Genomic DNA, 26,321 nt, shown 5'->3' on the forward strand with positions numbered 1-26,321 from the left:
GTCCCAATCTCATATTTATTCCTATTAATTTTATTGATAAGTACTTTTACTTATCTTTGATTTTTATCTTCCTTCTATAATATTATTCTCTTCGAGAATTAAGCGAACTATAGGATTAAGATCGTACCAAGAGGTCTTATCTTTATATTCAAGTACACAGAGATCGTGAAGTAAACCCATAAGTCTCTCGTCATTTCCTATATATTTTGTTTCAGATATTTCTTTGAGAAGTTCACATGTTTCACTATCTAATTTAAGTAAATGCTGATAGACATCTTTATTTTCATTTATTATTTCGACAGCAATACTTTTGTCAATTAAGCTTTTTTTTCTGCTTATTGCACGTAATGCAGAAGCTCTTATAATCCTAATATATTCTCTTAAAACCCCACCACTCATTTCAATTATATATTCAAGAGCATCAGGTGTAAATAAATCCAAAGATATTCTTTTTTCCGCAACCTCTTTCATGAAGTTTCTACTATTTATTTGTAATACGCCTTCTATGTCATAAATGGGAATATTAGGATATACTATAACATCGTGAAAATAAGACTTAATTTCTATAAAATGATTGGAACTTCTAAGTGATATAGGAAAAGTGTATATAATATTACACTTAGGCAGTGCTAACTGGCTGCTATTATAATGAAAAAGTTCTAATGTTTTACTATGATTGCACTTTTCAAGATTATCAATTATAACTAAAACTTGTTTCTCACTCTTCTCAACTTCTTCTATAACATTATTTATTATAGTAATTAGTTCAGTAACGCGAGGCTGAATTCCTCCTCTTATTTCCTTTCTGGCCGTAGATTCGTTTTTCATCCTAGATAAAGTTTCAAAAAGATATGAGATAAACTTAATTTCGTTCAAATTTTCATCGGAGTTGTCAAAAATATTTGCTATGTTAGTCTTGTTCCACCATTCTGGTACACTTTTAACTAACGAAGTTTTAATCTCAATTCCATTTGCCTTAGCTTCAGCCATTATTTTAGAAAGGATTGTGAATAATATATCCGTATAATCTATATCATTATTATCTAAGAGTTCCAGTATATCATAGTATATAATCAGAAAATTGGTTCCCCTCTCTCTGTTTAATAGTGAAACGAGATAATTTAACGCTGTTGATTTTCCAGATCCTCTGTGTCCCATGAAAAGAAGTTTTACAGGCTGACGAGTCTCATAACTAATCACTAAGCTGTTTTCAAGCTCTTCAACCTTTATCTCATTTTGGTCCATATTTACATAATAGTCTTCTAGTTCTTCGCTAGTAAGAGCTGAATTAGGATTAAATCTTGAATACATCTTCTTTAAGTCATCATTGCTAGTTTGAATATACATAATTTGAACACCCACCATTAAACCTTGAATATTTTGTCTCGAATATGTTTTTATCTGATATATAACTACTTAAAATACGTTATAATTGGATAAAGCAAAAGGTTAGGAGTATTCGAAAAAAGTGCATGGCAAAATAGAAGCCTTTAAAGTTGTAAAAAATTAATTCATAGCTATTTAAAATTTATTTTAATTAAAAAATCCTTATTAATACTTGTTTTCATCGTCCTTTATTACAACGATACTTCAGGATGAAGATTACTAATGACCTGATTACTCTTTTCTTCTGTATCTATCTCTCTCTTTAGATATTCTTCTATTTTAGCCATTGACTCAGTGACAGAGTTTCTGACAATGCTCCTTAGTTTTTCACAACTCTCATCCAGCAAAGAATCAATATTTTTTGGATATACAGTTTTAAAATCATTGCAAACTTTCTCGCAACTTGAGTTATATTTATCAATATCCGAATATAAATTATTAATTAAATTATTGAGCTCATCGTTTGGGAAAAAAGAAACTTGGATAAGACCAATAATCTCGCTCAGGTTTTGAAGACCTTTTGCAATTTCGACTTCCGAGTTAATAAAGAGTTGATTATACATTCCAGAATCAACACGAGTTCCATTTCTAGATATCCCCAACCTTTCTCCTGCCTCAACCCAGCAATATCTTGTAAGAATACTGCATCTAGTGATACAAAGTTGAGAAATAAAGTAAGATACACCAACAAATTTACTATAGATTTGCTTTTTCCTTTGTAAAGTTTCAACCTTAGATCTTTTATTTTCATGGATTGTAGAACTAATATAGTTTAGCAACCAGCCAATCACTACAGCCACAATGCCTAATAAGGCCACAACTAAAGGATTCGAAGATAAACTTTGGGGTGGTTGATTTAAAGTTCCATTTAATGTAGCATTTATAATAATTGGGGTAGTTAGATTTGGGTCCATTTCAATCACATTATTGTGATGCTATCCTACTGTTTGTTATTGCTTCATGATTACGGACAGAATCACCTGTTAATCTCTTCTTTATCAATAAAAATCTGTGGATTTATTATATCCAAAGGCTGATTCTTTATTTTATTTGCACCTTTCCCAATGTAAATCAGGCTGTCAGTCTAATTGGTTAATCCTTTAATTCTTATGTTTTTTTGTCATGCTATCTAAAAGATTTGTAACGTATTTTCCAAATAACTTTATATGTATTTTATTTCATCGAGAACTGATCTAACATTTAATAATCCAATAAAAATTAATGTTTAAAATTGTTTCTTTTTTGTTGTTTGACTGGTGTTGTTTAACTCAAACCCATGGGATTATTTACTTAGAAGTTTCGAAAAAAGGTTTTTATTAAAAAATTGTAGAAAATATTTTTCTTAAAACATTTACCAGAATGTTTTTAAAAAAAAGTTTTTGTAAAAAACATTTATTTTTTCGTTAACCTCCTTAAACTTAGAGCCTAAAACTTTTCTTAAATCTTAACCTAGTCCCCAGAAATCAAGTTTTCCCAGGCTTTAACCCTCTCCAAAACATGGCTGTTAAGGGTGAAGGGTTTATCACTTTTAGCGTTTTGTTTCATGTAATGTAAAGTTCCCTTTGAAAACCCTAGTTTTTTCCAATCAACATAAGAAATATTAAGGATTTTTTGCCTAATTTCTTGAGAATCAACCCTGAAAATCCCAAATTCAGGATTAACAAATTCAAGTTTTTTAGTTTTTTCTGTTAAATAATGGCTTAACTCTCTAGATTTTAGGAGTAAAACAGAGCCCCAAGTTGTTTGTTTATCCCCATAACCCACAGGTTTGTTAAACATGTTAGAAAATTCATTAACTATTTTCTTAGCCCCAGAACCCCTTAATCTTAAATTACAATTCTCAGTTATAATAAAATCTTTTTTCTCCATCGTGTTATTTTCAACCAGGTTGATAACAGTTAAATCAACAAGGAATCTAAAAGGTTCTTGAAGATCGTAAGCTAAACTGTTCTTGCTTGGGTTCATTTCATGCAGAAACCCTACATGAGGATCTAAACCAACAGCATTTATGGTTCTCAAGCATTCAGCTTCAAGCAGAGCATAGCCATAATTAAGCATGGTATTTACCATATCCCCAGAACCCATAGCTCTTCTGAACTGGTCTATCCTGTTACAGAAATCATATTTCCTTGGGACAGCCTTTGAAAACTCAATCCAGTATTTACCGGCTAAGGTTCCTTCTATTCCCAAAATTTCCCTGGTGCTTTTCACGTTTTAATCTTTTTAACATGAATATACAATCTTAGAATTCAGATCAAGTATAATAGTAGTTTTTTCTAACCAATGGTTATCGATAGGAAATTATAGAGCCTTAAATATAGGGTTATCCAGTATATTTTTTAAAGCGTTACGGAATCATAATTAAAAAACAACCGGAAAGGGGGTTTTCACATGCCCGTACTGAGTATTATCTCTTGCAGGATGTTTGAGGATGAAATTGCCCATATAATTTCTAGTGATAAGGAAATGAAGCAGTTGATTGTGGTGGAAAGCAAGGATAGTTTCGGTCTGCTCCGGAAACTCAGATCCGATAACTGCCTGCCCAGAACATCACCCCTGGATAGGGTTCCTTTTCTCCTGGGAAACGGGCACGGCTCTGGCTTCAGGACTATTTTAAAACCCCTGCTTATACTTCCTTTTTTCAGGAAAATTCACGAGAAAATGAAGATTAAAGCGGCTCAAGAACTGACAGTGGTTGTAAACCTCCTCAGGCTGGGACTTCACGATGATATTGAGATTCTCAGGTCTGAAGTCTACAAAAATATCACGGAGATGGCCTCTTTTTCAGACGGAATACTCCTCTTTTACTGTAGTTGCGGAGGAGCCTTTGAGAATCTGGAAGAAAATTGTTTGGAATTTAACTGCCCCATTTACTGGTTTAAAGATGGAAATGAGGAAGTTGTGGTAGACTGCATAAGCGCCGCTCTCGGAGGAAATGCCGCTTATGATGAACTTATGTACGCCTGCAGGGGAACTGGTGCTCTCTATTTCACGTCCATGTGGGCTTCAAGCTGGAAAGAGATGAGTGAAGAAAGGAAGAAATCCCGGAACTTCAACGAGAATTACCTGAAGGATCCGAGATATTCACGAGTCGTAAAACTCGATACAGGTCTTTCATACGACCCGGATTTCCACAAAAACGTCCGGGATTTCGCCCGCACTTTCGATATGGAAATCATAGAAGTAAAGGGAAGCGTGGAACTTGCAGAGAAGTCCTACAGGGCAGCTAAAAAAAGCGTTATTCAGCATGATTCTTAAAGCGCTACAGAATCATAATTCAGGCTATCTAATATATTTGATGTCATACATAGAGCGAGTAAGTATGATGTAATAAATTTACACTTAAGTTTAATCAACATTGAAAATTATCCAGATGTAGAAATAGTTTTAATCTTAAAATAGCCTTGAAAAGACATTCGTATAACGAACTCTAACACATACATAAAACGATATTAAAGTCATTCAGGACAAAGTTTTAAAAGATGAAGCTGTCTGGAAGGTAAGAGTGAGGATAAAAAGAACAGAGATATTGAAGAGTATAAGAGAGCAGTAAAAACGAAGAGAATAAAAACAAGCGTTTAAGTTTATTATGGAGCTTTTTTAATGACTACCACAAATACAATAAAAGTATGCCCGTTTTGCAATTCACCTGATATAACTAAAAACACGAAAAAGCGTAATTACCGGTGCGAAAACTGCCAGAGATCATTTCCTGCGAATCAGGTAGCTATGAAGAAGGCGAGAAATGCAGGAAAAGCCTGATTCTGTCAACGCCATTAAGTATTTGTATACATACTAGGGGTTCATCTCAAAACCAATTTTGTTCTCCAGTTAGGCAGGTCACAAAATTTAATACTGGATATTATGGGTCACAAGTAAAGGAAATCAAGGCATAGCTCTGTAATACTTTAACAAATTATGAAAGATAGGAGTGAGAAAAATGGGTGAATACGAATTAACCGACATTGAAAAAAAAGCCGTGGATAACTGGATAATGTTAAATATACTCCCACAAAAAGCACCAAATAAAAATTACACCAGTTATGCACTTAAAAATTTATTTGAACAGGCACCAGATGGTTTCTTTATCACAAATAAGCAGTTTAAAGAAGCGATGGTCAGATGTAATTTCTCACCTGTAAATAAAAATAAATTAAATTGGGAATTCCGGATTTCCTTAAAATCCCCAGGGTTGAAGTAATCTAAATGAGGTAAAATGACAATTTAAGCTGTCATTCATCTTTCAAGAAAAATTTTTTACCGGTAAGAAGATAATTATCCAGTGCTTCGGTAAATAGCTCATCAAGATATCGATAATTTAACAACCTATTACAGGGTACTTGAAAGTGAAACTCAGGCTTATTATCCCATTGAACTCCGGGTTTGGTACTTTTTTCCGAAAGTAAAACGCTGAAGTTATTATAGAATCCCACTCCAAAAAACCCGCTATTGGAACTCCTTGCTTTTTGCATGATTTTTTCGCGGTTCTTCGCATACATTTCTCTTGCTGTTTTCTCCGTTATCATATTATCACCTCGATATCCTCACCGATATTAAAAGCTTTTTGAGCTCCGGGCAGGAGTAAAGAGTTATTCGGAATTCGATACATTACAATTCTCGGATTTCAATATATGAAGCAGTTTTAGAAACGAAAGAGGTCAAAGGGCGGGGTGAGACCAGTTACCAGCAATTTACTTTCGGATAAGCACGCACAACTGTAGTTATTTATTAAGGCCTTCCCCGGGGAAAAGTAAGGCAGTTTATCTAGCTTCAGGACAATTAACGGGTTGAGCAAGATGTCGGTAGATCAGATCCCAATCGGAAAATTCTCACTTATGACCCGCCTCTCCCAGAAAGCTCTCAGGCTCTATGATAGGAAAGGGCTGCTCGTTCCGGGAATAAAAGATTCGTTTACCGGTTACCGTTACTATACGGTTCCCCAGATCGAGCAGGGAATGAAGATCAAGACCTTTACTTTCCTGGGATTTTCCCTTGAGGAAATTTCCATGCTTCTGGACGCAGAAAGCACAGGAAATTATGAGTTTATTGAGACCTGCTTCAGGAAGAGGCTTGAGGAAGTCCGGCTGGAGGTCGGGCAGCTGCAAAGGATCGAGGGCATTTTGCAGGGCGCCTGCAAATATAGTGGTAAAGTTACGGAGATTTTCAACATGTCAGTTACAGAACCCGTTATCAAAGAGATTCCAGAGCTGCGAGTATTGAGCAAACGTGAGAAAGGGAGTTTTGTATTAACTATAGGAAAACTGATCAGCGAAATCTGTGCATGCGTCAGCAGCCCTGAAAACCAGCGGAACCGCGTAAAAGCTACAGGCCCGATTATGTTCCTCTGCCACGATGAGGAATACAAAGAAACAGGCGCGGATATAGAGATCGCGCTTCCGGTTTCAGGCAGAGTCTCAGTGGAAGATAGTAAGATGAAAATAAAGACACTGCCAGCTATAAGGGTTGTTTCCGTTATCTATAGAGGCCCATACCCGGGAGTTGAGGCAGCCTACAAGAGGGTTTTCTCTTATACGGAAGAAAACAACCTGGAAACCGTTATGCCAAGCAGGGAACTCTATTTTAATGACCCTGCTGAAGTCCCGGAAGAAGAACTCATGACCGAGGTCCAGGTTCAGATAAAAGAGAGATGATTCGCAAGTAAAAGAGAGATAATTCTTTTATTGTCTCAATTCTTTTATTGTCTCAATTCTTTTATTGTTTCTGGTTACTTATTGGGCCAGCGCTCCAGATTTCTGGAGCAGTTTCTTTTTTGGAGTCTTCAGGGTAAGGCGGCTGTATGCAATTTGACATTAGATTTTCGAGACTTAACAGAACTAAGAATCTTCTTGAAAATCCAGAAAATTGTAAGAATGAAGACTGCAGGTATAACCCAGTAAAAACCGTGTATATGTTTCATAATATTACACGGGGTTACATATATAAAAAATTTATTGAGTGCTCAAATTATATTTTATAATTAAACGAATCTTTATAACAAACACAGAGCTACAGGATCTTTTTTTCAGTTTATCTAATATGTATAATCTCGTGCTATATAAATTTCTAATCTATCGTTGATCGAACAGGAAGTTACTATTTTTATTAGCTTATATATAAACCAGTAAGACTGGTGAAAAGTCCTATTGCTGGAAAGATATCCATAGCACATGACTAAGGAATTTCAGGTTTTTATTTTTATTGACTTCTGAATTATAGTTCTTTCATTATTATATTCTCTGAAAATTAATACTTTGTCGATACAATTTGAACCGCTTTTTCACTGACAAGCAAAATTAGATTTTACCAATAATATTCTTATCTGATAATTAATGGTGAGGATTAAACTGGTAACAGAACTCATTCAATGTTGCTAGAAGTAAATCAAAGAACGGGTCAATTGTATCAAATTTAACAAATCTGGAGTGTATAACCAATGGGGAAACAAAAGTCTGACAGAATACGCGAGATACTAAGCATCTCCATGATAGCTATTTTTTTAATATCAATAACTGTTGCGTCAGTTAGCGCACAGAATGGGGAAACGTTATTGCCAGCTGAGCCAGAAGATAACGTTACAGAAGAAGTGCCACCTCCTGAGGAAGTAACACCTCCTGAAGAAGTGATACCTCCTGAGGAAGAAACACCTCCTGAGGAAGAAACACCTCCTGAGGAAGTAACACCTCCTGAAGAAGTGATACCTCCTGAAGAAGTGACACCTCCAGAGGAAGTGACACCTCCAGAGGAAGTAACACCTCCAGAGGAAGTAACACCTCCTGAAGAAATGATACCTCCTGAAGAGGCAATAGAACCGATAGAGCCTCTTGAAACAATACCGCAGGAGGATGTAGTGATATCAGAGGATAGTGTAACAGTACCTGAGGATGCTATAACAGTACCGGAAGAGGATTTCACAGTACCGGAGATCGTATCTCCATTAATCCAAACTAACGGTACTGTCACTATAGTTGACGAAGAAACAAATACTACATCTACACTGGATGTGGGCACTGATACCGGAGGAATTGCGGTCGGTCCAGATGGGACACGTGCATATGTAACTAACATTAACAACAATACTGTCTCTGTAATTAATACAATAAACAACAGCGTTGAAGCCACAATCAATGTTGGAAATTATCCCTCCGGAATCGCATTTGCAGGAGAAAATGCATATGTGACCAATGTCAATAGCAACACGGTCACTGTAATTAACACAATAAACAACAATGTTATAGGCACGATTAATGTTGGAGAAAAACCCGGTGCTATTGCAGTTGCAGGAGAAAAGGCATTTGTGACCAATATTAACAACAATACTGTTACTGTAATTAACACAATAAACAACAACGTTACAGCTACAATTAATGTTGGTGAGCGCCCTGCCGGAATTGCAATCGCGGGAGATAAGGCACTTGTAACCAATGCTAACAGCAATACTGTTACCGTTATTAACACGATAAACAACAACATTATAGGCACAATTAACGTTGGAAGCTATCCTGTCGGAATTGGGGTCACTGGAGATGGAGAAAAAGCATTTGTTTGTAACGCTAACAGCAATACCGTTACCGTGATCAACACGATAAACAACAACATTATAAGCACAATAAATGTTGGAGAATATCCTGCTGCAATTTCAATTATAGGAAATCAGGCACATGTGACTAACCTTAACAGCAACACAATCACTATAATTAACACGATAAACAACAATGTTATATCAACGGTGCCTGCAAGGAGCATCCCTGTTTCTACCGCTGGACATTGTATATGTGTTATCCCTGTACAAAAACCGCCATGTCCTACATGCCCATGTCCTGAATGTCCTACAGTACCAAAATGTCCTGATGCAAACTTCACCAGCAATCTTATTCTTGTAGTGAAGTTTACGGACCTATCAAAAGATGCAACAAGATGGTACTGGACCTTTGGAGACGGGACAAATTCAACCGAGCAGAATCCTATACATGTATACAGTAAACCGGGAAGCTACAGGGTTAACCTGACAGTAAGCAACAATAACTGTACAATTACGAAAAGTAATGTAGTCAACGTGTGTAACAACACCAGTAGCACGAGATAAGGAAAAATACCAGTTAACAGAAAAGCACCAAATAATACAGATGGACAGCAACAACCACCGGGTTTCGGAAGAAAAACATAAAATCGAAAACCAGGTCCGGTAAAAGAAGCGTAAAACCCACAAAGCCGGATTGGGAAAACTCCTATCCGGCACTATTTACTACAGCTGCAAGAAGCACAATTTGGCAGCAAAAAAAGCTGTTGCTCTTTTAATCGATTTAAGATACCTGAAAAATTAAATCGGAAAATTTTACTTTTACAGGCATCTGAATGGCTTAAAAATAGGATTGAAGTTATGGGCAGTTTTCAGGATCTTCAGGAATGTTTTTTAAAAATCCTTTCAAGATCTTCCATACCCAGGGAAACCTCAAACTCTTTTAGCCGATAAAATTTCTTTGCTCTCATATCATCGTCTTCGAGCCTCAGGTCACTCTCGACAAATCCTGCTTTTTCCAGGCGTTTCAAATGCAGGTTTACGACCTGTCTTGAGAGGTCCAGATCTTTGGCGAGTTCGTACACATACCGCTCTCTCTCAGCCAGAAGATAAAGAAGTTTTAACCTTACAGGATGAGAGAGGGCTTCGCCAATTTCGACTATTTGCTGAAGTGATTTTTTCACCTGGTGCACCCTCGTCAATCAAAATAGTTTTCTACCCCTAAAGTATTCCTGAATGTCATTTTGAGCATGATAAATTTGAGCATATTAAACTTTAGATTTCTTCCAGCTTGGATTTTATATCCTCGACTGTTTTTTTGATATCTTCAATGTCTTTTTCGATCTTAACAAGCCTTTCATTATCCCTGGAAGCCATATAACCGGATTTATTAAGTATTACCAAAGCTACACCTGCAATAAGCAGAATAATGAGAAGATTCAGGAAAAAACCCCAGAAAGAACCGTACATTCCGTACCCCATGCCATTCAAAAGCATTCACCTCGCAAAAGACCAGTTTTTCAGTTATATTTTTCTTATCTATTGATTTTTTGTTCTTTTTAAATTCATTTTTGCTTTTTAAACCGTTTTCTTTATCCTTTTGTTCTTATTCGAGAAATATACCCGGAATACTCATTTAAAGCCTTAAATATAAAAAACAGCCGGTAAAAGAAACCAGATCTAAAACAAAAGCCTTAAGAGCCAACCTGAAAAGCCAGTCTGGGAATTAAAACAAATAAAAGGAGAATGAATTATAATCGGAGCTTATCTTCCATATCCCATGCAGTGTCCTGAGCCGCGTCCGTATCCTGAGCCGCCACGACCATATCTGGCGCCTGCCTGACACCCTGCTGGAATATCATATCCGGTAAATACTTCTCCTGTTACTGCATCAATTCTTGCCTGGGTATTGGCTCCGTCGTCACCCTCATAGTAAACAATCCACCAGCGGCCCATCTGATATATATCATCTTTCGAAACGCTGTCGTCAATTTCAGCCTTTGCGATTTCAAAGGCTTCGTCCAGGGTTTCAACTTCAAGTTCTACGGTTCCGTCTGTATTGTAATAAGGGCAAGACGCGTAATTGCCTGCATCAGAGTCTGTATTTCTGGCAGCCCACCTGTTCACTGGCCCAGAGCCATACCCAGCTCCGGTATCATTCGGAGCAACTGCACTGACAACGATTGCACCGAAAGCGCCAATCAGGAGTATGCCCAGAAGAACTGCTGTTATTGTTTTCTTCACTATATCACCTTCATCTGTCTTTTTTCTTTTTCCCTGTATGGATAGACACTACAATGCCATATGTAGCATTTACACTACATATGTAGTCCTTATGAGGATATATAGCTTTCGACCGCTACTGCTGCTTTTCCCTGAATTCCGGCAGTACTTCTCTATTCATTAGTACTTCTTTATTCATTTGTACTTCTCATTCAACCATCCAACCAGAGGAGGAACCCAGCAGAGATTTGCAGCAATGGTCTCTAATGCCGTGAAGGTCTGAGTTGTAGGGCTGAAGCCCAGAATTCTTGCCCCAAGGAGCCCGAGCGGAACAAGTATGATTACAAAAAGGCTTGCCAGCATGACAGGATGACGTACATATTTAAAAAAACCGGCTTTCCAGGACCCTTCGGTACGCTTAAGAAAAAAGAGGCCCGAAATATTGGCTCCTATCTGGTCGCTGAGTGCATAGAAGTATGGGATATAGAATCCCTCAACTCCGTAAACATCGACCCCAGCCAGCCGGCTTCCAAGGTCGATAACCCATGGAAAGGCAATCCCGAAAAACTTTCCCCAGCCGTAAGCTTCCGCTATGCTTCCTTCAGCCTTTCGGAACCGCTGGCGGATAGAAAATATTCCTTCAAAAATGCTCTCCCCCTCCCCAGCAAGAGTCCTCACAAACCACTGCCCTACCGGGCTCCGCTGATATCCCTGAAAATCCAGAAAAACCCCTGCAAGAAGCCCCAGAATATACCCAGGGATCGTATACTTGATAAGTTCCGAAAACTCCTCGCCTTCCTCAAGAGATTCTTCTTCTTGAGATTTTTCCTTTGAAGATTCTTCAGAAAATTCTTTATTTTTTGCATTCATCTTATTCGCCCTCAAACTCATTTTTCCAGAGAGGAATTATCCCTGACCGCCTTATTAATCAATTGATATTTTTCCTGAGACTATATTCTCCAGAACAACACATCTAAACTCAAGAACGATCCGGTAAAGTGAATGACGTTGCACGTGTCAAAGATTTGTAACTTAATCTCTTTTAGTTGTCGTGAGTAAGATCACCATTATCTCAAGCCAAAGGTTTGTCCTCTTGAACGAGTGGAGCGAGTAAAAAGGACCTTGTGCTGTTGCACTTACAGTGCAACTCCCAGAAAATCTTCGATTTCCTGTGCTCCCGAGACGAAATTCGGGGAGCAAAGCGAGTGAAAAGGACGGCTACTGTTTCGATGTAATTGCAACTTCCACAAAAAACCATAGATTTTGTGTCCTGAAGCGAAATTCGGACAGTCCTGGAAATGCATATAAACAGTCGCATCAGATAATATAAAGGAGAATTATGAAAGCCCTGGAATGCAGTACCACTGACATTGCGCCTACAATTTCCAGATTACTGAAAGTCCCAATGGTTCCGCCATCTGGAAGGCCAATTCCTGAAGTAGAGAACTATGCTAAAGAGAGGGGTTGCAAAAAAGCAGTAATTATAGTGGTTGACAGCCTTGGTTATTCTCTTTACTGCCGCCTCTTTCCTGTAATGAAAAACCTGCACGGAATTACCGAAAAAGGCCTGCTTTTTAAATGCCGGTCTCCGGCAACCATAACATCTCCTGCAATTGCTTCGATCTTTACAGGCTATATTCCGGAAGAGCATAATATCTATTCAACAGCAGATATTTATTCAGAGACAGCTAAGGATTCTGAAAACCCAAGGCTGAGAAGCATTATGGAATGGGCATGCAGAGCAGGCATGAAAGCCTCGGCTGTAATAGAAACAGAAGGGGCAGAGAGTTTCAGAGGAAGAATAAAAAACTTTTACGGGGTACCCAATTCGGAGGATATACTTGATTATGACAGCAAGATAACAGAGTATGCTTTACATGCTCTGAAGGAAAAGCCTGACATCCTTGCCGTACACCTGAGAGCCCTTGACCGTTATTCTCACAGGGCAGAGACCTGGAAAGAAATGAAGAAAGCTGCAAAAGCTATTGATAAAAACCTCGAAAAGATTTTCCAGAACGCAGAAAAAGGCACTATTTTCTTTATTTGCGGAGACCATGCAGTCCACGGTGGGGATAAATGGTTGAAAAAAGCCACTCACGAGGAGATCAAAAACCACGAGAATAATTATGTTGCCCTTATTGTGGGCTGCGATTATTGATCCAGATATCCTTTATTCAAATTTTTTCCCTTTATCTGAATCCTTTCCTTTATTCAAATTCCTTTCTTTTATCCTGATTCTTTTCCTTTATTCAAATTCCTTTCTTTTATTCAAACTTCTTCCTTTTACCCTTATTCACTTCTTTTATCCCGATTTTCTTTCCTGATGGGGTAGTTATCATTGTTTTTTATTTTCGCGCCCTTCTGCCTATCTTCAGTATGGAAAATACAAAAATTACTCCGGCAAGCCCCAGAAACGAAGGAGCCCAGGGAGCTATCCTTTTCTTTATTTCGGGTAAGGAATTATCTGTGGCTTCGGGTATTGAATCGCCCACTAAGCTTTCAATATTTTTCTGAGTCTTTAGAGTCTCGTTTTCCAGGGACTTCCCTGTCTCTGTAAGAACTTTTGAACTGGTAGTGGAAACAACTGAGTCTTTTATAGACTTAAGTTCTTCTTTATCGATTATGCTGCTGCCTTTGCTCTCGCTCTTATTGCCGGAACCCGAATCAGGGTTTTCGGTTACTTCCGAACCAGTAGCATTATCTCCGCCGAAGAATTCATCCGAAATACCGGTTGCATATCTTGTAACATAACTGATCAGACCATCCGTATTTTCCGTGCCGGAAGCAGACTCGGTATCCCTGTTTTCTTCTTCACCGGTATAAGACTCGTTTTTTAAGACAGTCACTACTATGCATTTACTGGAAGTCCCGTTTTCATTTATTGCTGTAAGAGATACCGTATAATTCCCCGGACAGCAGAAAGTATGTGCGGGTTCCGGACAGCATGATTTTTTGCCGTCCCCGAATGCCCATGAAACACAGTCTGCATTCCTTGAAAGATCTACGAACTTTATGACAAGAGGAACAGAACCGTTTGTGGTATTGTAAATAAATTCAGCTTCCGGAAGTAATGGGTCTGGTTGTTCGGAAGCGTTCAAAACACTTATAGTAACGGATGCTGAAACACTGCTATTCTCATTGTCTACGGTAAGAGTAACATTGTAGTTTCCTTCACTGAAATAAGTATGCAAGGGGCTCGAATCACTCGACTTATTTCCGTCTCCAAAGTCCCATAGCCTGGAAGTGGCATTTTCGGAAAAATCTTTAAACCTGACAGAAAGAGGAGCAAACCCTTCTGTTACATCCGATGTGAAATGTACAGATGGCAATACCGCAGAAGTCGAAAGATAATCTGTTAAAGGCCTGTAGTCCATGCTGCCGGCTTCAGGATTGACTGCATATGGGGTGTCGCCGATGCCATCTTCATTTTCATCCAGACCTTCGTAGTCACTCCAGTAATTGCCTCTTACGCTATCATTCCAGGTGTTGAGCTTATTATCCCTGACATTAACTATATTATTGAAGTAATTACCACATATTACGTTGTCAGGAGAAGCCAATAGTTTGATGCCGCAGCCAGAATTCGAATATACCATATTATTGGTCAACAGGTTATTGCCTGATCCGAAAAGATAAATTCCCACTTCCTGGTTTGAGATTTTGTTGCTGCTAATTGTACAGCCTTCAATGTTATTAAGAAAGATCCCGTAACGGCCGTCAGTTATTGAAAAACCGCTGACATTCACGCCACTTGCAGTTATCTCAAAAACGTAACTTTCCCCGCTTTCTCCCATGATTATGGTATTATCAGGATTTCCCGAGGCTGACTTTATAGTTAAATTTTCTTTGTTAACAAAGATACTTTCATTAAATTTTCCCTGATCTACGAGAATAATGTCCCCAGGAACCGCTTCATTCACCTTACTCTGTATGGATTCTCCTTCCTTCACGTACAGTTCTGACGCCGTTCCGGTGCTTGAGACCAAAATAAAAATTAAAATTGACAGCAAAAAGCAGGTTCGTCCGAAAGTTTGTGTTTGTATTGTCTCAACCCCAGGAAAGGTCCAATAATTTTCTTGACAAGTTTTTATAAGGAAAGCATATAAAATTGTTGGTTTAGAGAAATATTAGAAAAAAGAAATTAAAATAAAAATTAATAAAAAATAAGAGAGATTAAATATAAAATAAGATAAAAGGTAGCAATGAAGAGCAGCTGGAAGAAATTATTTTACACTAAAATCTATATTTTAATTGTTTTCTCGAATTAAAAATGCTTTAAAGTGTTTAAATGGAAGCTTTTTAAAGTGTTTGAATGGAAATGCCTTTAAGTGTTTTTAAATGGGAGCTTTTTAAAGTGTTTGAATGGAAGTTTCTTGAAGTGTTTGAATGAAAGCTTTTTAAAGTGTTTGAATGGTAATGTATATTTATGATAATTCATAATGGTTCTGGAAAAAACTTTGTTTTTCTACCTTACAGGCAGGTCTGAGTGAAGCACAAAGGTTTTTAAGTAAATATTCAAGTTAGGTTTCTTAAAAAAATACAGCTGGAGAAGGTTTGATTATGCAGGAAAAAATTAAAGAAATTGCATCCCGGGTCCGTGAACTGCGGGAACTGTCAGAGATTTCTGCCGAAAAAATGGCAGAGTACCTTCATGTTCCTAAGGAGACTTACGAAAAATACGAAGATGGAACTGAAGATATTCCGGCAAGTATTCTTTTTGAAATTGCACACAGGTTACAGGTGGATATGGCTACTCTCCTGACCGGAGAAGAGCCCCGCATGAATATTTTTACGGTCACAAGGGACGGCAAAGGAGTAAATGTTGAGAGGAGAAAACAGTACAAGTACCAGAACCTTGCTGAAAAATTCATCCACAAAAAAGCGGAGTTTTTTATCGTTACGGTCGAACCTAAAGCCGAAGGAGCAAAACCTGATACCAATTCGCATCCCGGCCAGGAATTCAATTACGTGCTCGAGGGAAGCCTGAAGGTTTACATTCATAATAATGAAATTGTCCTCAATGAAGGAGATTCCATTTATTTCGATTCTAACTACCAGCACGCAATGAAAGCTATGAACGGGAAGCCAGCTAAATTCCTGGCAGTTATTATGTAACCCGGATTGGATGTGACTGAGTAGAATAAATGAGTAATCCACACAAAATCCGCAAAAACCCGGAATAAGGGGAAAACAGAACAGAGCTCTCAGATCTCTTTAAAACATGAATTCAGCTCCTTGAAGCCTGAAGAATTATAAAATCTATAAAAATTCAAATAAAACGGGTGTTCAGAATGACTTCCTTGCTTAGCCAGTTTGTTTCCAGAACAGATTTTAAATCCTATGAGGATTTCCAGGAAAACTTCAAAATCCTGGTCCCTGAAAATTTCAACTTTGCCTATGATATTGTCGATGCTTATGCAAGAGATTCTCCTGAGAAAATCGCCATGGTCTGGTGTGATGACTATGGGGGAGAGAGGATCTTTACTTTCAAAGACATGAAATATTACAGTGACAAGGCTGCAAATTTCTTCATAAAGCACGGCATCGGAAAAGGCGACTACGTGATGCTGACCTTAAAGAGCCGGTATGAATTCTGGTTCTCCATTCTCGGGCTTCACAAGCTTGGGGCTATTGCCGTTCCTGCAACTCATATGCTGAAAACCCGGGATATTGTTTACAGAATCCAGAAAGCCGGACTGAAGATGATAGTCTGCATATCCGAAGACGAGGTTCCCGAGCAGGTAGATGAAGCCCATCTGGAGTGCGGGGATATCCAGCTCAAAAAAGCCATGGTTGGAGGAAAACCACGGGAAGGCTGGATTGATTTCAAAAAAGAGCTTGAGGAAGCTTCTCCGGACTTTCAACGCCCGACAGGCGAGGCTGCAACAAAAAACGAAGATATCTGCCTCGTTTACTTCTCATCCGGGACAGCCGGATTCCCGAAAATGGTAGAACACGATAACACCTATCCTCTCGGGCACATCCTTACTGCAAAATACTGGCAGAATGTGGAGGACAACGGGCTGCACTACACGGTTGCGGACAGCGGCTGGGGAAAATGCGTATGGGGCAAACTTTATGGCCAGTGGATAGCAGGCTGTGCGGTTTTTGTCTATGATTACGACAGGTTTGAAGCCAAGAATATGCTTGAGAAAGCCTCAAAGTACGGTGTTACAACCTTCTGCGCACCTCCGACAATTTACCGTTTCCTGATAAAAGAAGACCTCTCCCATTATAACTTCAGTACCCTGAAATATGCGGTTGTTGCAGGCGAACCTCTTAATCCCGAAGTCTTCAACCGCTTCCTCAAATACACAGGAATAAAGCTCATGGAAGGGTTCGGGCAGACTGAAACCGTTGTTACGATTGCCACCTTCCCCTGGATGGAGCCAAAACCCGGATCAATCGGAAAACCAACCCCTGGATATAAGATCGAACTTATGGACAGGGACGGCAGGATCTGTGAGGTTGGTGAAGAAGGGGAAATTGTCGTTAACACAAAGGAAGAAAAACCGGTCGGCCTTTTCGTCCACTATGGAACGGATCTGGAAAAAACAGAGGAAGCCTGGCATGACGGTTATTACCATACTGGAGACATGGCATGGATGGATGAAGATGGCTATCTCTGGTTTGTTGGAAGGGCTGACGATATCATCAAGACCTCGGGATATAAAGTAGGACCTTTTGAAGTGGAAAGTGCCCTTATCCAGCACCCTGCCGTGCTCGAATGTGCAATCACGGGAGTTCCGGATCCTGTAAGAGGCCAGGTCATTAAGGCAACTATAGTGCTTACAAAAGATTACACTGCAAGCGATGCCCTTAAAAAAGAGCTGCAGGAGCACGTCAAAAAGGTAACCGCTCCCTATAAATATCCAAGGATAGTGGAGTTTGTCCCGGAGCTCCCGAAAACTATCAGTGGAAAAATCCGCAGGGTTGAGATAAGGGATAAGGACCAGACTCAGTAATAGCATTTTATAAGGCATTATCAGAGCAATATATCCGTGAGATTCGAGAAGAAGAAAAGAAAGGAAAGAGATAAGTACCTTAAGCCTTTTCTCAAAATTCGTATAAGAAGGATATATTGTATTTTCTCATTAATACTGTAATTTAAGAGACCAGTTGATTCAAAAAAGAAAAAATTCAGGATCATATAAGAATTCAGAAAGCCCCTTAAAAATGATAGGCTCTCCTGTCTGCCATATAATACCGGCTGGAGAAGAACAGGGACTGGAAGAATAGCGTGAGGATTCTATATGGCAAAAAATGATCAAAAGGAACCGTACCCTGTTATCAATATTCTGGAGTGCAAGGCATGCGGGCGCTGCCTGCTTGCCTGTCCCAAAGATGTACTTTTCATGAGCGAGAACCTGAACGCGCGGGGTTACCACTACATAGAGTATAAAGGAGAAGGCTGCTCAGGCTGTGCGAGCTGCTATTATACCTGCCCTGAACCCCTGGCACTCGAAATCCATATTCCCCTGAAAAAGGAGGATGCCGAATAAGGCAGGATAAGGAGGAAAAAAGATGGCAACACAGCTTACAAAAGGCAACTCTGCAATAGTTGTCGGTGCACTTTATGCCGGATGCGACTGCTTCTTCGGATACCCAATCACTCCGGCAAGTGAGATTCTTCATGATGCTTCCAAATATTTCCCCCTGGTAGGAAGGAAATTCGTGCAGGCTGAGTCGGAAGAGGCTGCAATTAACATGGTCTATGGAGGAGCCTCAGCCGGGCACAGGGTAATGACGTCTTCTTCAGGTCCGGGAATCAGCCTGATGCAGGAGGGGATCTCTTATCTTGCAGGCGCAGAGCTCCCCTGTGTGGTTATAGACATTATGAGAGCAGGTCCTGGGCTCGGAAACATAGGGCCAGAGCAGGCAGACTACAACCAGGTTGTGAAAGGCGGAGGGCATGGAAACTACAAAAATATCGTACTGGCTCCCAATTCCGTGCAGGAGATGTGCGACTTTACCATGAAAGCCTTCGAGCTTGCATTCAAGTACAGGAACCCTGCTGTTGTGCTTGCTGATGGTGTTCTCGGGCAGATGATAGAATCCCTTGAGTTCCCTAAAAAAGCCCTTTCCCCGGAAATCGATACTAGCTGGGCAGTCAACGGGACCGCAGAAACAAGGCCTAACCTGATAACCTCAATCTTCCTGGACTTCAATGAACTCGGAGCTTTCAATGAGAAGCTGCAGGCAAAGTACGAGCTGATAAAGCATAATGAGGTAGATTATGAAGAATACATGACCGAAGATGCCTCAATTGTGCTCGTTTCTTACGGCATAAGCAGCAGGATATGCAGGTCAGCCGTAGACCTTGCCAGAAAAGAAGGAATTAAAGTGGGACTCTTCAGGCCAAAGACACTTTTCCCATTCCCGGAAACACAGTTGAGAGCCCTTTCAAAGAAAGGATGTTCTTTCATATCCGTCGAAATGAGCAACGGGCAGATGATAGACGATATCAGGCTTGCTATCGGCTGTTCACGGCCTGTTGAGCTGGTAAACCGCATGGGAGGAAACCTGATCACTCTCGACCAGATTATGGACAAAATAAGAAAAGTTGCAGGGGAGGCATGAAAATGGCAGCAGAAATCATTAACGGAGAAAAGGTCCTGAGAAAGCCGAAAGCCCTGTACCCGGACTATCCCAGAAAAGGAGGGGCAGCCTCAACAGCCACTCACTACTGCCCTGGCTGCGGACACGGGGTTCTGCACAAGCTCATTGCTGAAGCAATTGACGACCTTGGAATCCAGGACAGGACAGTTATGATCAGCCCTGTGGGCTGTGCAGTCTTTGCCTATTATTACTTTGATGCAGGCAATATCCAGGTGGCTCACGGACGTGCCCCTGCTGTAGGTACAGGCGTTTCAAGAGCCGAAGAAAACGCTGTGGTTATCTCTTACCAGGGAGACGGAGACCTTGCTTCGATAGGACTGAACGAGACCCTGCAGGCAGCAAACAGAGGAGAAAAGCTTGCAGTCTTTTTCGTAAACAATACCGTATACGGCATGACAGGCGGACAGATGGCTCCCACAACCCTTATAGGGGAGAAAACAACAACAACCCCTGAAGGCCGTGACCCAAGATTTGCAGGCTATCCGGTCCATATGTGCGAGCTCCTGAATAACCTGAAGGCTCCCGTTTTTATCGAAAGAGTTTCGGTTTCCGATATCTCCCATATCAGGAAAGCCAGGAAAGCCATTCGAAAAGCGCTTGAGATCCAGCGCGAAGGCAAAGGCTATGCTTTTGTGGAAGTACTTGCAGCCTGCCCGACCAATTTAAGGATGGATGCAGAACAGGCTGTCCGTTTCATAAACGAAGAGATGGAACAGGAATTCCCACTCCAGAATTTCAGAGACAATTCCGAATCGGTCGAGCCTCTTCACCGCGGAGTCAGCGATTTCACAACAGAATCACTTGAGAAGCTTTTCGGAATCGAAGCAGATACCGGGGAAAAACCTGCTAGAGCTGATTTTGCCCCTATCCAGACCAAGATTGCAGGCTTCGGAGGGCAGGGCGTCCTGAGCATGGGTATCGTCCTTGCACAGGCAGGGGTTAAAGCAAACCTCAATGCTTCCTGGTTCCCATCCTACGGACCGGAACAGCGCGGAGGAACCTCGAACTGTTCGGTAGTTATTTCAGGCCAGTCGATAGGCTCTCCCACAGTTTATACCCCTGATATTCTGATAGCCATGAACCGTCCCTCTCTGGAAAGGTTCGAAGGGGCAGTAAGAGAAGGAGGCTTTATCCTCTATGATTCAACCATAGGGGAAGCTGAAACTCCGGCAGGCGTAAATGCTGTTGCAGTCCCTGCAACCGAGAAAGCAAAAGAGGCAGGCGATGAAAGAGCTGCAAACTCTTTTATGCTCGGTGTTTTGCTCGGCCTGAACGCAACAGGGCTTGAAGAAGAAGCCTTTAAAGAAGCCCTTGCCGAAAACTTTGCAGGCAAACCTAAGGTTATCGCTTTTAACCAGCAGGTTCTCGAAGCCGGTGCAGAATGGGCAAGAGAAAACGTAAAACTGTAAAGGCAGCAGATAGCAGTAAATTGGAAGCAACAAATTTAGCATAAAAACAGGCGGGAAAAACTGGCTCGCCTGTAAACTTTTCTTTTGAATCTCTTTACACTGCTTTAAAATAGATTTTCCTCACTTTTCATTTATAAAGGCACCAAATTGATATAATCAATCTTTTTATGGATCGAAACAGAGGAAATATTAAAATAGTTATTAAAAGTTCTACCGGATGGAACGGCAAAACTATTATCGCCTCTCCAGTCTGATTTGCCATTATATATTGTCTTCTCATTGCTTAATTTCTTTATTCTAATACCTTAATGTCTTTTATGCCAATTCATTATATAGCATCAGTTAAAACAGGTGAATATACAAGGACTGAATAATAAAGCTTTTTTAAAATTTTATTAACATTCACTACATTATTTAAGCTCTTATTTTTAATTAAAGGTTTAGAAATCCTTATTTTATTAATTAAATCATTTTAAGCCACCTCTCACTATAAGTATATTTATATTAAATCCAGTTAATATTACTTCTGCCAATCAATGAATTATCGGCTTACAGGTAACTTTCATGTAAAAAACGTGACCGGGGTATGATTTATGGGAAACAAAATATCTGGCAGAATAAAAAAGCCCCTTGCTATTTTGCTGGCACTCTGCTTTGTGTTGTCAATGACGGTTGCATCAGCAAGCGCAGCTAGCAATGGCTACGATAACGGTTACAAAAGAGGATATGACGACGGCAAAAAACAAAGTGAGAAAGACTGCAAGCAATTTGGCAGCAGTCCAAACCTGTCGAAAGTTCCCTCTCCTCCTCTTAAAGGAAACTGGACACAATCCTACAAAAACAACTACAAAAAAGGCTACAAAAAAGGATACATAGACGGCTACAATGGAAACAGGTATTCCTGCTTGAAGCAAGGAAAATGAAATAAGGGAAAAAGCAAGGGAAAAAGCTTAAAAAAATTTAATTTTGCTATTCTAAATGCTGTGATAACTGAAAATACATTATTCATTGATATACTGTTTTTATCCACTACTTTTTATCCACTATTTTTTACCCGCTATTTATGACCTGCTATTTATGACCTGCTATTTTTTATCCACTATTTTTGACCTGCTATTTTTGATTCTAAACATCATCCGCAGATATGATTATAGTATTCTGGTTAAACTGAATTGGAAAAATACCAGCTCTTTTGCATATAAATGAAATTGACCTCTAATTATATGGGTTATATGTATTATTTCTTAAAAATAATTAAAGATTACATTTTTCTATAAGCCATATAATTATAAATAATTAGAACTAAAATGGATTCGTAAACTCAACAATAAACAGTATACTTCAAACGGGGGATTGGAAGGGGACATAGAAAAATTTTAATTAGCAGGCAAATTTATCGGACTATCATGCCATTAATTTGAAGTCAGAAAAAGCTTCCGGGTTGCTTACATTATAGTAAATAAACTGTTATTACTGGATTTGAGAATAATATTGAACGTTATCATGCTACAATTCGGGCTTTCATGAATGACTTTGAAATCTGCCTGTTAACAGTAGACCTATACGGGATCACGATTTTAGAGCAATAGAATCGTCGATTAGTCAAAAACAGGCAAATTGTAGAATATAAATTCAGAATATGAGAACTCAGAATATGAAAATTCAAAATATGTAAATTCAAAATAATAAGTATCCTGTGTCCTGGAATTTAAAAAACCTGCTTACAGCTATTAGCACCTGATCCCCGCAATCCCAACTTAAAAAATACTGGATTAATGGTGCAGATGAATCCGAGATACTATCTTGTTTGCATTGGTATTTTACTCGCTTCAGGGCTGCCCGGGCTCGCTTCAGGATTGCCTGAACCTGCTTCAGGGTTACCCTTCCTCGAGGAGGAGAACACCACTGCTGCAACAGTCCATGGAGCAACATATGCGTGGGACTCCCTTGAACCCATAAATGATACTGTAATCGAAGTGAATTCAAATCCTCCTCAATCAATAGTAGCAAAAAACGGAACATATTCTTTTGACTTAATGCCCGGAGATTATACCATCACAGCCAGGTATTATCGAAACAATACTCTAATTTATTCGGAAGAAACAACCATTAAGATTGAAGGTGAAGGAAGCTACGTCCTTGATCTCCTCCTATATCCCGTATCAGAAAACAGAAAAACTGAAACAACCGCATTTAGGAAGAATCAAAATGGGATAAATCCCCCCGAGCAAACAGAAGCTAGCTCTTCAGTCACAAGTTACTTGCCAGTAGCCTTTTTGCTTCTTATCCTGTTCGCCGGAAGTTATAAGCTTTCCAGCAGGCATAAATTTATTAAAGAAAAAAGGTCTCAGAAAAAAGAGTATAAAATATCCGGGATTCTTGAAAACATTCTCTGTAAGATCACTTATTCCGGAACTAAACCGGAATTTAAAAGCTCTAAAAGAGAATTCTTTGCTTCAGATCCAATAATAGAACCTGGGGATATTTCTTACAATAGCACTGATGCTCTGAAAAAACAGCCTCTCTCCACAGAATTAAGCGAAATTCTGGATATAATCCGGGGCAATAAGGGAAGGATTACCCAGAAGGAACTGCGCGGCAGATTGAAGTACTCGGAAGTAAAAGTCAGTCTCCTGCTTTCAGAACTGGAAAAGAGAGAGATGATTAAGAAGTTCAAGAACGGGCGTGAGAATATTATTGTTTTAATAGAAGAGAGGGTCTGAAACGAAAAATATTCCCGAAAATAAAAATTGTTGAGGATTCACTTTTTCCCACATAAATGGCGAGAGATCGTGATCCTCCGCACTCCCCCAATGTAAAGAGCATCACTGTGTCTGAACCTGCTGCTCTTTTAATCCCTGCTGGAGAGTGCATGCTAAACATTCAAAGATTTGCTTACAATTTTGCTATTTATTTTTATTAGCTATTTATTTTTATTATTCAGTCCTATTTTTATTATTTGTTCTATTTTTATTATTTACTTCATTATTTTATTACCAGTAGCCGTGGCTGAAGCTGTTAAAACTGAAGAGCCATTTCATGTACATTTTGAACCATTTCATGTAAAGGAAGTACCAGTTCATATATCCTTTAGTACCTTTCTTTTTGTCCCATTTCTTTTTGTCTCTGTCCCACTTCTTTTTATCTCTGTCGAATTTCTTCTTTTCGTTGTCAAACTTTTTCTTGTCCCGGTCAAACTTCGGGTCGCCCTTCTTGAACCTGCCGTCATCTTTCTTGTACCTGTCATCATCCTTCTTGTACCTGTCATCGTCATATCCTGCACTTGCCGATGCTGCTGTCACTGACAGCAGGAAACAGACTGCTAGAAATATACTCAGTATCTTTTTCATTTTCATTATTCGATCCACTCCCAATTTTCTAATCCTTTATTGATGAAGAACAAAACCACAGATTTTCCAGATCATCCATACCTGATTTCGGAGATTCTGGATTCCTTCTATTTGGTTCCGTTCTATTTTGCCCATATTATATTCCAGTCGTCTTGCCGACTACCTGCGGCTTGACGATTCTATGATTACCGAGATTAAATAAAAAGATACTTATAAATAAAAACACCTAATAATACTTTAATTAATAAAATAAAAGTTTTTAAGGATTTTAATTAAAAAATAAGGTTTCATAAGAGTTTGAACTTAATTATATTCATAAACAATATCTTTAAGATTAATAGGCCCCCTTAAACTCCATATTCCAAAGTAAAGTAATTGAAGAAAACAAGCAAAAAAACCTCAAATAATTCCAGAAAATGTGTGCTATACCCTTCACTTCAGATATGGTTAATCAAATTTGATTAACAGTTTGTGCCTGTTATCTTTTCATCAAAATACTCTCTTCATTTAATGTTAAGAATGTTATTCCGAGGAAAGTGAAGCAATTGAAGCAAAAAAACCTGAAGATTACTGAAAGGTTACGTATTCATCCGATTCCCCTGTCTTCACACCCGGACTTTTTTGACCTTCTATCCATACCGATATTCATTGCATAGAACATTTTTACATCCGGCACTATATCCATGTCGAAAGATATTCTTATCATATGCAACTGCAAAGACATTACTGACCAGAAATGGAATTAAAAAATTCAGTTATCGCCAGCCGGGCAGCAGGTTGGGATTTACATGAGGGGAATGGAGATTTATTATTTTTCAGGGACAGGCAATTCGCTGCATATAGCAAGGGAGTTGCAAAAAAGAATTCCGGAAGCAGATATAATTCCGGTTGTAAGCCTTTTGAATAAGGATACGAATAAGGATACTATAGAGACGGATGCAGAAGTTGCAGGATTCGTTTTTCCCATACATAGAATGACAATTCCAATTCCTTTAAAGAAGTTTCTTAAAAAGCTCGATTTAAAATCAGCTACCTATATATTTGCAATTGCAACGCGAGCCGGTACCCGGCATATAGCATTTTCTGAAATAGATGATATCCTGAAAAAAAGAGGAAAAAACCTGAATTCATATTTTACTTTAAACATGGCATGTAACGATCCGAGAGACAAAGGCTGGCATCCGGCAGCAGATGAAGAAATTGAGAGAATTGAGTCCGAGATCCAGATGAGGCTCAACTCAATTCGGAAAATAATCGTAAATCGAGAAAATTGCCGGGAAGAAGATTCTGATCCCACTCCAGCTGATTACTTGCTTGAACATCTGGTCCGCCTGGGAATGGCTTACTCCGAACACGGAGGCACAGAAGATTACTTCTATTCGGACTCAAAATGTACGGGCTGCGGAGTTTGTGAAAAGGTTTGTTTGTCCGGGAAAATTAAAATGCATGACAAAAAGCCCGTATGGCATAAAGGCATCAATTGTTTCCTCTGCTACGCCTGCCTCAATTATTGCCCTGCCCATTCTATTCAGATCAAATCCAGAGCCCTTATGAAATCGTATACTGAAGAAAATGATAGATACTGCCATCCGTACGCGACAGCAAATGATATCGCAGAACAGAAGGATAGCCCGCGTTAAAAGGATTGAAAGAACAGGTAACAATATCCGGTTATGGTAAATAAATCAGAAATCAAGAAAATTAGCTTTTTCGGAATCAATGGCACTTTATATATAAAGGAAATAAGTAAGATGTAGACTTTAAAAGGCATCTTACTTTTCTGGATAATGGAGGCTGTAATGCGTTACAGATCCCATT

Annotated in this window: 24 protein-coding genes; 14 read left to right on the forward strand and 10 right to left on the reverse strand. The window is 39.2% G+C overall.

Annotated features, from left to right (window positions below; all coding sequences use genetic code 11):
• Nucleotides 1-63: 63 nt before the first annotated feature.
• From RSJ42_RS05095 to cas1, 3 genes are all read right to left on the reverse strand, one after another.
• Nucleotides 64-1,365 carry a P-loop NTPase fold protein gene (locus RSJ42_RS05095; protein ID WP_410509592.1) on the reverse strand — a complete coding sequence of 434 codons (1,302 nt, stop codon included), beginning with the start codon at nucleotides 1,363-1,365 and terminating at the stop codon, nucleotides 64-66.
• A gap of 212 nt (nucleotides 1,366-1,577) precedes the next feature.
• On the reverse strand, nucleotides 1,578-2,309 hold the full coding sequence (locus RSJ42_RS05100; RefSeq protein ID WP_410509593.1) for a hypothetical protein: 732 nt from the start codon (nucleotides 2,307-2,309) through the stop codon (nucleotides 1,578-1,580).
• A 526-nt stretch (nucleotides 2,310-2,835) separates the two neighbouring features.
• Nucleotides 2,836-3,576 (reverse strand): CRISPR-associated endonuclease Cas1, encoded by a 741-nt coding sequence (cas1, locus tag RSJ42_RS05105; protein WP_410509594.1) that lies wholly within the window; start codon nucleotides 3,574-3,576, stop codon nucleotides 2,836-2,838.
• A 201-nt stretch (nucleotides 3,577-3,777) separates the two neighbouring features.
• Between cas1 and RSJ42_RS05110 the strand changes: the two genes are divergently transcribed.
• The 3 genes from RSJ42_RS05110 to RSJ42_RS05120 all read left to right on the forward strand — a co-directional run bounded on the left by RSJ42_RS05110 (nucleotide 3,778) and on the right by RSJ42_RS05120 (nucleotide 5,587).
• Nucleotides 3,778-4,644 (forward strand): DUF1638 domain-containing protein, encoded by an 867-nt coding sequence (locus RSJ42_RS05110; protein ID WP_410509595.1) that lies wholly within the window; start codon nucleotides 3,778-3,780, stop codon nucleotides 4,642-4,644.
• 345 nt (nucleotides 4,645-4,989) lie between these two features.
• Nucleotides 4,990-5,148 (forward strand): TFIIB-type zinc ribbon-containing protein, encoded by a 159-nt coding sequence (locus RSJ42_RS05115; protein WP_137726720.1) that lies wholly within the window; start codon nucleotides 4,990-4,992, stop codon nucleotides 5,146-5,148.
• A 178-nt stretch (nucleotides 5,149-5,326) separates the two neighbouring features.
• A complete protein-coding gene (locus RSJ42_RS05120) occupies nucleotides 5,327-5,587 on the forward strand; it encodes a hypothetical protein (protein ID WP_410509596.1) in 261 nt (86 codons plus the stop codon).
• A 31-nt stretch (nucleotides 5,588-5,618) separates the two neighbouring features.
• On the opposite strand, the gene RSJ42_RS05125 is transcribed toward RSJ42_RS05120, so the two are convergent.
• Complete coding sequence (locus RSJ42_RS05125) at nucleotides 5,619-5,858, reverse strand: hypothetical protein (protein WP_410509597.1); 240 nt, start codon at nucleotides 5,856-5,858, stop codon at nucleotides 5,619-5,621.
• Nucleotides 5,859-6,182: 324 nt separating this feature from the next.
• Here RSJ42_RS05125 and RSJ42_RS05130 point away from each other — a divergent pair, with 324 nt between their 5' ends.
• Nucleotides 6,183-7,037, forward strand: a complete 855-nt coding sequence (locus tag RSJ42_RS05130) for a MerR family transcriptional regulator (protein ID WP_410510326.1) — start codon at nucleotides 6,183-6,185, stop codon at nucleotides 7,035-7,037.
• A gap of 896 nt (nucleotides 7,038-7,933) precedes the next feature.
• The gene (locus RSJ42_RS05135; protein ID WP_410509598.1) at nucleotides 7,934-9,469 is read left to right on the forward strand and encodes a PKD domain-containing protein; all 1,536 of its coding nucleotides are present in this window, start codon (nucleotides 7,934-7,936) and stop codon (nucleotides 9,467-9,469) included.
• A gap of 314 nt (nucleotides 9,470-9,783) precedes the next feature.
• On the opposite strand, the gene RSJ42_RS05140 is transcribed toward RSJ42_RS05135, so the two are convergent.
• The 4 genes from RSJ42_RS05140 to RSJ42_RS05155 all read right to left on the reverse strand — a co-directional run bounded on the left by RSJ42_RS05140 (nucleotide 9,784) and on the right by RSJ42_RS05155 (nucleotide 11,995).
• Nucleotides 9,784-10,086 (reverse strand): ArsR/SmtB family transcription factor, encoded by a 303-nt coding sequence (locus tag RSJ42_RS05140; protein WP_410509599.1) that lies wholly within the window; start codon nucleotides 10,084-10,086, stop codon nucleotides 9,784-9,786.
• Nucleotides 10,087-10,177: 91 nt separating this feature from the next.
• The gene (locus tag RSJ42_RS05145; RefSeq protein ID WP_410509600.1) at nucleotides 10,178-10,399 is read right to left on the reverse strand and encodes a hypothetical protein; all 222 of its coding nucleotides are present in this window, start codon (nucleotides 10,397-10,399) and stop codon (nucleotides 10,178-10,180) included.
• 267 nt (nucleotides 10,400-10,666) lie between these two features.
• On the reverse strand, nucleotides 10,667-11,146 hold the full coding sequence (locus tag RSJ42_RS05150; protein ID WP_410509601.1) for a hypothetical protein: 480 nt from the start codon (nucleotides 11,144-11,146) through the stop codon (nucleotides 10,667-10,669).
• Between the two features lie 174 nt (nucleotides 11,147-11,320).
• Nucleotides 11,321-11,995 (reverse strand): hypothetical protein, encoded by a 675-nt coding sequence (locus tag RSJ42_RS05155; RefSeq protein WP_410509602.1) that lies wholly within the window; start codon nucleotides 11,993-11,995, stop codon nucleotides 11,321-11,323.
• A 469-nt stretch (nucleotides 11,996-12,464) separates the two neighbouring features.
• On the opposite strand from RSJ42_RS05155, the gene RSJ42_RS05160 reads away from it, so the two are divergent.
• Nucleotides 12,465-13,283, forward strand: coding sequence for an alkaline phosphatase family protein (locus RSJ42_RS05160; protein ID WP_410509603.1), 819 nt, complete (start codon nucleotides 12,465-12,467; stop codon nucleotides 13,281-13,283).
• A 187-nt stretch (nucleotides 13,284-13,470) separates the two neighbouring features.
• Here RSJ42_RS05160 and RSJ42_RS05165 read toward each other — a convergent pair whose 3' ends face one another.
• Complete coding sequence (locus RSJ42_RS05165; RefSeq protein WP_410509604.1) at nucleotides 13,471-15,111, reverse strand: PKD domain-containing protein; 1,641 nt, start codon at nucleotides 15,109-15,111, stop codon at nucleotides 13,471-13,473.
• Nucleotides 15,112-15,685: 574 nt separating this feature from the next.
• Between RSJ42_RS05165 and RSJ42_RS05170 the strand changes: the two genes are divergently transcribed.
• The 7 genes from RSJ42_RS05170 to RSJ42_RS05200 all read left to right on the forward strand — a co-directional run bounded on the left by RSJ42_RS05170 (nucleotide 15,686) and on the right by RSJ42_RS05200 (nucleotide 23,876).
• A complete protein-coding gene (locus RSJ42_RS05170) occupies nucleotides 15,686-16,240 on the forward strand; it encodes a helix-turn-helix domain-containing protein (protein ID WP_410509605.1) in 555 nt (184 codons plus the stop codon).
• Between the two features lie 176 nt (nucleotides 16,241-16,416).
• Nucleotides 16,417-18,090, forward strand: a complete 1,674-nt coding sequence (locus RSJ42_RS05175) for an AMP-binding protein (protein WP_410509606.1) — start codon at nucleotides 16,417-16,419, stop codon at nucleotides 18,088-18,090.
• A 288-nt stretch (nucleotides 18,091-18,378) separates the two neighbouring features.
• Nucleotides 18,379-18,627 carry a ferredoxin family protein gene (locus RSJ42_RS05180; protein ID WP_410509607.1) on the forward strand — a complete coding sequence of 83 codons (249 nt, stop codon included), beginning with the start codon at nucleotides 18,379-18,381 and terminating at the stop codon, nucleotides 18,625-18,627.
• Nucleotides 18,628-18,649: 22 nt separating this feature from the next.
• A complete protein-coding gene (locus RSJ42_RS05185) occupies nucleotides 18,650-19,705 on the forward strand; it encodes a 3-methyl-2-oxobutanoate dehydrogenase subunit VorB (protein WP_410509608.1) in 1,056 nt (351 codons plus the stop codon).
• Nucleotides 19,706-19,707: 2 nt separating this feature from the next.
• Nucleotides 19,708-21,153, forward strand: coding sequence for a 2-oxoacid:acceptor oxidoreductase family protein (locus RSJ42_RS05190; protein ID WP_410509609.1), 1,446 nt, complete (start codon nucleotides 19,708-19,710; stop codon nucleotides 21,151-21,153).
• A gap of 593 nt (nucleotides 21,154-21,746) precedes the next feature.
• Nucleotides 21,747-22,076 (forward strand): hypothetical protein, encoded by a 330-nt coding sequence (locus RSJ42_RS05195; protein ID WP_410509610.1) that lies wholly within the window; start codon nucleotides 21,747-21,749, stop codon nucleotides 22,074-22,076.
• Nucleotides 22,077-22,928: 852 nt separating this feature from the next.
• The gene (locus tag RSJ42_RS05200; protein WP_410509611.1) at nucleotides 22,929-23,876 is read left to right on the forward strand and encodes a helix-turn-helix transcriptional regulator; all 948 of its coding nucleotides are present in this window, start codon (nucleotides 22,929-22,931) and stop codon (nucleotides 23,874-23,876) included.
• A 270-nt stretch (nucleotides 23,877-24,146) separates the two neighbouring features.
• Here the strand turns inward: RSJ42_RS05200 and RSJ42_RS05205 are convergent, their stop codons facing one another.
• Nucleotides 24,147-24,509 (reverse strand): hypothetical protein, encoded by a 363-nt coding sequence (locus RSJ42_RS05205; protein WP_410509612.1) that lies wholly within the window; start codon nucleotides 24,507-24,509, stop codon nucleotides 24,147-24,149.
• A 782-nt stretch (nucleotides 24,510-25,291) separates the two neighbouring features.
• On the opposite strand from RSJ42_RS05205, the gene RSJ42_RS05210 reads away from it, so the two are divergent.
• The gene (locus RSJ42_RS05210) at nucleotides 25,292-26,143 is read left to right on the forward strand and encodes an EFR1 family ferrodoxin (protein WP_410509613.1); all 852 of its coding nucleotides are present in this window, start codon (nucleotides 25,292-25,294) and stop codon (nucleotides 26,141-26,143) included.
• Nucleotides 26,144-26,321: the final 178 nt, after the last annotated feature.

Source organism: Methanosarcina hadiensis, from assembly GCF_046529725.1.
In the GTDB taxonomy this organism is placed as follows: domain Archaea; phylum Halobacteriota; class Methanosarcinia; order Methanosarcinales; family Methanosarcinaceae; genus Methanosarcina; species Methanosarcina hadiensis.

Excerpts from the sequence above, each read along its gene's own strand:
- RSJ42_RS05095 (WP_410509592.1), bottom strand. The coding sequence starts at position 1,365 with ATGGTGGGTGTTCAAATTATGTATATTCAAACTAGCAATGATGACTTA.
- RSJ42_RS05205 (WP_410509612.1), bottom strand. The coding sequence starts at position 24,509 with ATGAAAATGAAAAAGATACTGAGTATATTTCTAGCAGTCTGTTTCCTG.
- RSJ42_RS05160 (WP_410509603.1), top strand. The coding sequence starts at position 12,465 with ATGAAAGCCCTGGAATGCAGTACCACTGACATTGCGCCTACAATTTCC.
- RSJ42_RS05175 (WP_410509606.1), top strand. The coding sequence starts at position 16,417 with ATGACTTCCTTGCTTAGCCAGTTTGTTTCCAGAACAGATTTTAAATCC.
- RSJ42_RS05115 (WP_137726720.1), top strand. The coding sequence starts at position 4,990 with ATGACTACCACAAATACAATAAAAGTATGCCCGTTTTGCAATTCACCT.
- RSJ42_RS05130 (WP_410510326.1), top strand. The coding sequence starts at position 6,183 with ATGTCGGTAGATCAGATCCCAATCGGAAAATTCTCACTTATGACCCGC.
- RSJ42_RS05155 (WP_410509602.1), bottom strand. The coding sequence starts at position 11,995 with ATGAATGCAAAAAATAAAGAATTTTCTGAAGAATCTTCAAAGGAAAAA.
- RSJ42_RS05200 (WP_410509611.1), top strand. The coding sequence starts at position 22,929 with ATGGTGCAGATGAATCCGAGATACTATCTTGTTTGCATTGGTATTTTA.
- RSJ42_RS05210 (WP_410509613.1), top strand. The coding sequence starts at position 25,292 with ATGAGGGGAATGGAGATTTATTATTTTTCAGGGACAGGCAATTCGCTG.
- RSJ42_RS05185 (WP_410509608.1), top strand. The coding sequence starts at position 18,650 with ATGGCAACACAGCTTACAAAAGGCAACTCTGCAATAGTTGTCGGTGCA.
- RSJ42_RS05110 (WP_410509595.1), top strand. The coding sequence starts at position 3,778 with ATGCCCGTACTGAGTATTATCTCTTGCAGGATGTTTGAGGATGAAATT.
- RSJ42_RS05180 (WP_410509607.1), top strand. The coding sequence starts at position 18,379 with ATGGCAAAAAATGATCAAAAGGAACCGTACCCTGTTATCAATATTCTG.
- RSJ42_RS05170 (WP_410509605.1), top strand. The coding sequence starts at position 15,686 with ATGCAGGAAAAAATTAAAGAAATTGCATCCCGGGTCCGTGAACTGCGG.
- RSJ42_RS05190 (WP_410509609.1), top strand. The coding sequence starts at position 19,708 with ATGGCAGCAGAAATCATTAACGGAGAAAAGGTCCTGAGAAAGCCGAAA.
- RSJ42_RS05125 (WP_410509597.1), bottom strand. The coding sequence starts at position 5,858 with ATGCAAAAAGCAAGGAGTTCCAATAGCGGGTTTTTTGGAGTGGGATTC.
- RSJ42_RS05145 (WP_410509600.1), bottom strand. The coding sequence starts at position 10,399 with ATGCTTTTGAATGGCATGGGGTACGGAATGTACGGTTCTTTCTGGGGT.
- RSJ42_RS05120 (WP_410509596.1), top strand. The coding sequence starts at position 5,327 with ATGGGTGAATACGAATTAACCGACATTGAAAAAAAAGCCGTGGATAAC.
- RSJ42_RS05195 (WP_410509610.1), top strand. The coding sequence starts at position 21,747 with ATGGGAAACAAAATATCTGGCAGAATAAAAAAGCCCCTTGCTATTTTG.